This is a genomic window from Streptomyces xiaopingdaonensis, from assembly GCF_000262345.1.
GTDB lineage: Bacteria > Actinomycetota > Actinomycetes > Streptomycetales > Streptomycetaceae > Streptomyces > Streptomyces xiaopingdaonensis.
Window position 1 is genome coordinate 1 of the sequence record NZ_AJTQ01000275.1, and the last position, 4,362, is coordinate 4,362.

Consider the following 4,362-nt stretch of genomic DNA (forward strand, 5'->3'; position numbering starts at 1 on the left):
TGCGGACGGCCGCCGGCGCCGACTCCGCCGGCGGTTCCCTCGTACGGCGGCTCGCCGGGCTCGCTCCGGCTCAACGCGGGGAGACGCTGCGGGAGTTCGTCCGCCGGGAGGCCGCCTCCGTCCTCGGATACGGCGAGGAAGCGCCGCTCGAGGCCGACCAGGCGTTCCGGGACCTGGGGTTCGATTCGCTCACCGCTGTGGAGCTGCGCAACCGGGTCAACCGGGCGACGGGCCTCCGGCTGCCCGTCACGCTCGTCTTCGACTTCCCGACCCCTCGCGCGCTGGCCGAGCGGCTCGACACCGACCTGACGCCCGCCGGTTCCGGCACACCGAGCGGGCTGGACGAGGCGCTGGACCGGCTGGAGGAGCAACTCACGGCCCTCCACGAGGACTTCCCCGAGCGCGATCGCATCACCTCGCGTCTCCGGTCGCTGACGCGGCGATGGGCCGACCGGCGCCGCACGCCCGCACAGCCCCTCACCGAGGACAACTCCGACATCGAACTCGCCGACGACGAGGAGATCTTCGACCTGATCGACAGGGAGCTCGGCACCGCCTGACGCAGCGCGGGACCGGGCCGCACGGCGCCGAGCTCCTCACCGGCGCGGAGCCCGTACGTCCGAACCTCCGGCAGCCTGTTGGCGAGACACCGTGCGAGACCCGCACCCGAAAGCGGAAATACCCGAACCGGCTCCGGAGGCGCAGCCGAAACCCGGCTCCGAAACGCACCGCCGAGGCAGCGAGTGCACGAAACGCACACCGACGTCGCCGACTCCGGGCCAAGAGGCAAGCGCTCCCGACCAACAACCGCACCGACGCGGCCAGTCCGCACAACACCGCACGAGCTTCACACCTCCACGCGAGGAAACCCGCTCGACAGGCGCCCGACCCGGACCCGCACATGCCCCCACCACCGCGGCCGCTGCAGGAACGACCCGCCGGGCACGGCCCGGCCCCGGCAGCGGAACCCGCGACCGGCCGTGCCCCGCCCGCCGAAACCCACCGCCACCGCGGCCGGTTCGGGCGCACCCGACCGACAGCGGCACCGGAACCGGCTCAGGAGATCCCGAACTCCTCGCCGATGAGCGCGAACATCTCCTCGTCCGTCGCCGCGTCGAGGTCCCGCCGTCCGTCGGGGTACTCGTCCGGGGTCCCCGCGTCCTTCCACCGGGAGAGCAGGCCCGTCAGCCGCATCACGACCTTCGCCCGCACCAGTTCGTCGGTGCCCGCGGTGGCCGCTTCGGCTTCGAGCGCCCGGAGGTGCTCCTCCACGGAAGAGGCGGCCTCGCCGCCCAGGAGAGTGCCGAGGAAGACGGCGGCCTTGCGGGGCGTGGGGTGGTCGAAGGCGAGCGAGACGGGGGCGCGCACGCCGAGCGCGGACTGGAGGCGCTGGCGGAGTCCGACGGAGGCGAGCGAGTCGAAACCCACCTCGCGGAAGGCCGTGTCGGAGCCGACGGCGTCGGCCGTGGCGTGCCCCAGCACCGCGGCGGCCTCGGTGCGCACGAGGTCGAGAAGGGCCTCCGCGCGCTCCGCCTCCGGCAGCGCGGCGAGGCGTCGGTGCTCGGCCGCGGTGTCCGCGTCGGCTTCGGTGCCGGCCTCCCGGGCAGCCAGGAGCCGGACCTGCGGGACGTCCTCGACGAGCGGCCGGGCACGGGCCGCGGTGTAACCGGGCAGGAACCGCGCCCAGTCGACGTCGGCCACCACCACGTACACGTCGTCGAGCAGGAGGGCCGTCTCCAGCGCCCTGACCGCCTGCGCCGGTTCCATGGGACGCAGCCCGCGGCGGCGGAGCTGCTCCTCGCCGTACTCCCCGATCATGCCGGTGCCGCCCCACATCCCCCAGGCCACGGAGGTGGCGACGGCGCCGCGCGCCCGCCGCTGCGCGGCGAGGGCGTCGAGGCACGCGTTTCCCGCGGCATACGCGGCGCTCATCCCGCTCCCCCAGGTCGCGGAGGCGGAGGAGAAGAGCACGAACGCGTCCAGCTCCCGGTCGGCGAGCACCTCGTCCAGCGCGACCGCGCCCGCCACCTTGCCCGCGACCGTCCGAGCGCACTCCTCCAGCGTCATCGAGGAGAGCGCGGTGGTCTGCGGCACCCCGGCGGCGTGCACCACCGTGCGCACGGGAGGGCCTTGCGACTCGATGTCCCCGAGGAGCGACCCGAGCACTCCCGGGTCCGACACGTCGCACGCGACCACCTCCACCGCTGCGCCCGACTCCCGCAGCTCGGCCTCGAGCCGGTCCGCGCCGGGCGCCGCGGGACCGCGGCGGCTCAGCAGCACGAGCCGCTCGGCGCCCGCCGTGACCAGCCACCGGGCGAGGTGCGCGCCGAGCGCTCCCGTCCCGCCCGTCACCAGCGCCGTGCCCCCGGTCCGGAACCCGGCGTCGGCCGTCCGCGCCCTGGCGCCCGCTGCCGCCGGCACCAGCCTCCTGACGTACACGCCCGAGGCCCTGACGGCGAGTTGGTCCTCGTCTCCGGCGGCCCGCACCGCGTCGAGGAGCGACGCCGTGGCGCGGGCGTCCGGCTCGGGAGGGAGATCCACGAGGCCGCCCCAGCGGTCGGGGTGCTCCAGACCGACGACCCGGCCCATGCCCCAGACCTGCGCCTGCCCCGGGTGAGCCGCCGGTTCGTCGTCCGTCACCGCGACCGCCCCCGAAGTGACGAGCCACAGCGGCGCGTTGACGCCGGCGTCGCCCAACGCCTGGGTCAGCAGCAGGCTCGACGCCACGCCCCCGGCGAGTCCGCCGGGCAGCGCCTCGCTCTCCGGCGCTGCCGTGACGAGGGCCAGCACCCCGGCGAGCTCGTCGGACTCCGAAGCGGCGCACCCCGCGATCCGGGCCGCGAGCGAGTCCCGGTCCGCGGTCCGCGGGGCGACCGCCAGACGGAGGGTGGTCGCCCCGGCGAGTGCCTCGGTCGTCCGCTCCATCCAGAGCGGCACGGTCCCTTCGGGCACCACCACCAGCCAACGGCCGGTCGGCGCACCGGCGTTGGCAGGCGCGGGCCAGGGCTTCCACGCCACCCGGTAGCGCCAGGCGTCGAGCGTCGCGGCCCGTTCCCGCCGCGCGTGCCAGTCGGCGAGCGCGGGCAGCACCTCGCGGAGCGCGTCCCGGGTCCGCCCCTCGGCCCCGAGTTCGGCGGCGAGTGCCTCTTCGTCGGACGAGCGGACCGCCGTCCAGAACTCCGCGTCGGCCGGCGGGGTCTCCCCCGCGGCCCTGCGCGCCGGGGGCAGCCAGTAGCGGTGCCGCTGGAACGCGTACGTCGGCAGCTCGGCCCGGCCGGGCGCGCTCTCCCGCGTCGTCCCGCCCGGCAGCCCGGCGAGCACCGCGGCCCAGTCGACGTCGAGGCCCTTCGTCCAGCCCTCGCCGGCCGAGAGCAGCAGCCGCCGCAGCGCGGGCTCGCCCTGGCGCAGCGAGCCCAGTACGACCGCGGAGCTGCCGGCCTCGTCGATCGTCTCCTGCATCCCGACGGTGAGCGCGGGATGGGCGCTGACCTCGACGAAGAACCGGCTGCCCGTGCGGGCCAGTTCGGCGACCACCTCCGAGAGCCGCACCGTGTGCCGCAGGTTGCGGAACCAGTAGCGGCCGTCGAGCGCCGTGCCGCGGACGAGGGCGGCGTCCACGGTCGAGTAGAGCGGCGTCGCCCCCTCGCGGGGGCGGATGTCGGAGAGTTCGGCCTCCAACTCCGCGCTGATCGCCTCCATGTGCGGCGAATGCCCGGCGACGTCCGCCTTCACCTGCCGCGTGCGTACGCCGTCGTCCCGGCAGCGGGCCCGCAGCTCCTCCAGGTCGGCCACCGGTCCCGAGACGACCACGGAGCGGGGGCCGTTGACCACCGCGACGGAGAGCCCGCCCCGCTCGGCGAGCAGCCGGTCCACCTCCGCGCGGCTCGCCGCGACCGCGACCATGCCGCCGGTCCCCGACATCCGCCGCAGCAGCCGGGACCGGACGGCGACCACCTTCGCCGCGTCGCCGAGCGGGAGGGCCCCCGCCACGTACGCCGCCGCGATCTCCCCCAGCGAGTGCCCGACGACCGCGGCGGGCTCGACGCCCCAGGAGCGCCACACCGCGGCCAGCGACACCGTCACCGAGAACAGGGCGGGTTGCAGCACGTCGATCCGCTCGCAGAACTCCGCCCCCGCGCGACCGCCGACGACCTCCTCCAGCGGCCACTCCCCCCACCAGGACACCCGGTCGCGGAAGACCTCGGCGCACCGCCGGAACTCGGCAGCGAACACCTCGCAGGAGCCGAGGAGTTCGGCACCCATGCCGAGCCACTGGGACCCCTGCCCGGGGAAGACCAGCACCGCAGGGCCCGCACCCGCCGTGGCGCCGCTCCCCCACACGGCACCCGGTGCCGTGCCCGA

2 protein-coding genes are annotated in these 4,362 nt (G+C 76.0%); one reads left to right on the forward strand and one right to left on the reverse strand.

Translation table 11 applies throughout. The features are described 5' to 3' along the window. Window positions 1-560 (forward strand): phosphopantetheine-binding protein (locus UWG_RS0121715; protein WP_016909308.1); only part of this gene is annotated, 560 nt, incomplete at its 5' end. 496 nt (window positions 561-1,056) lie between these two features. On the opposite strand, the gene UWG_RS0121720 is transcribed toward UWG_RS0121715, so the two are convergent. Then, window positions 1,057-4,362, reverse strand: a 3,306-nt coding sequence (locus tag UWG_RS0121720; protein WP_029391657.1) for an SDR family NAD(P)-dependent oxidoreductase, incomplete at its 5' end; no start/stop codon positions are given.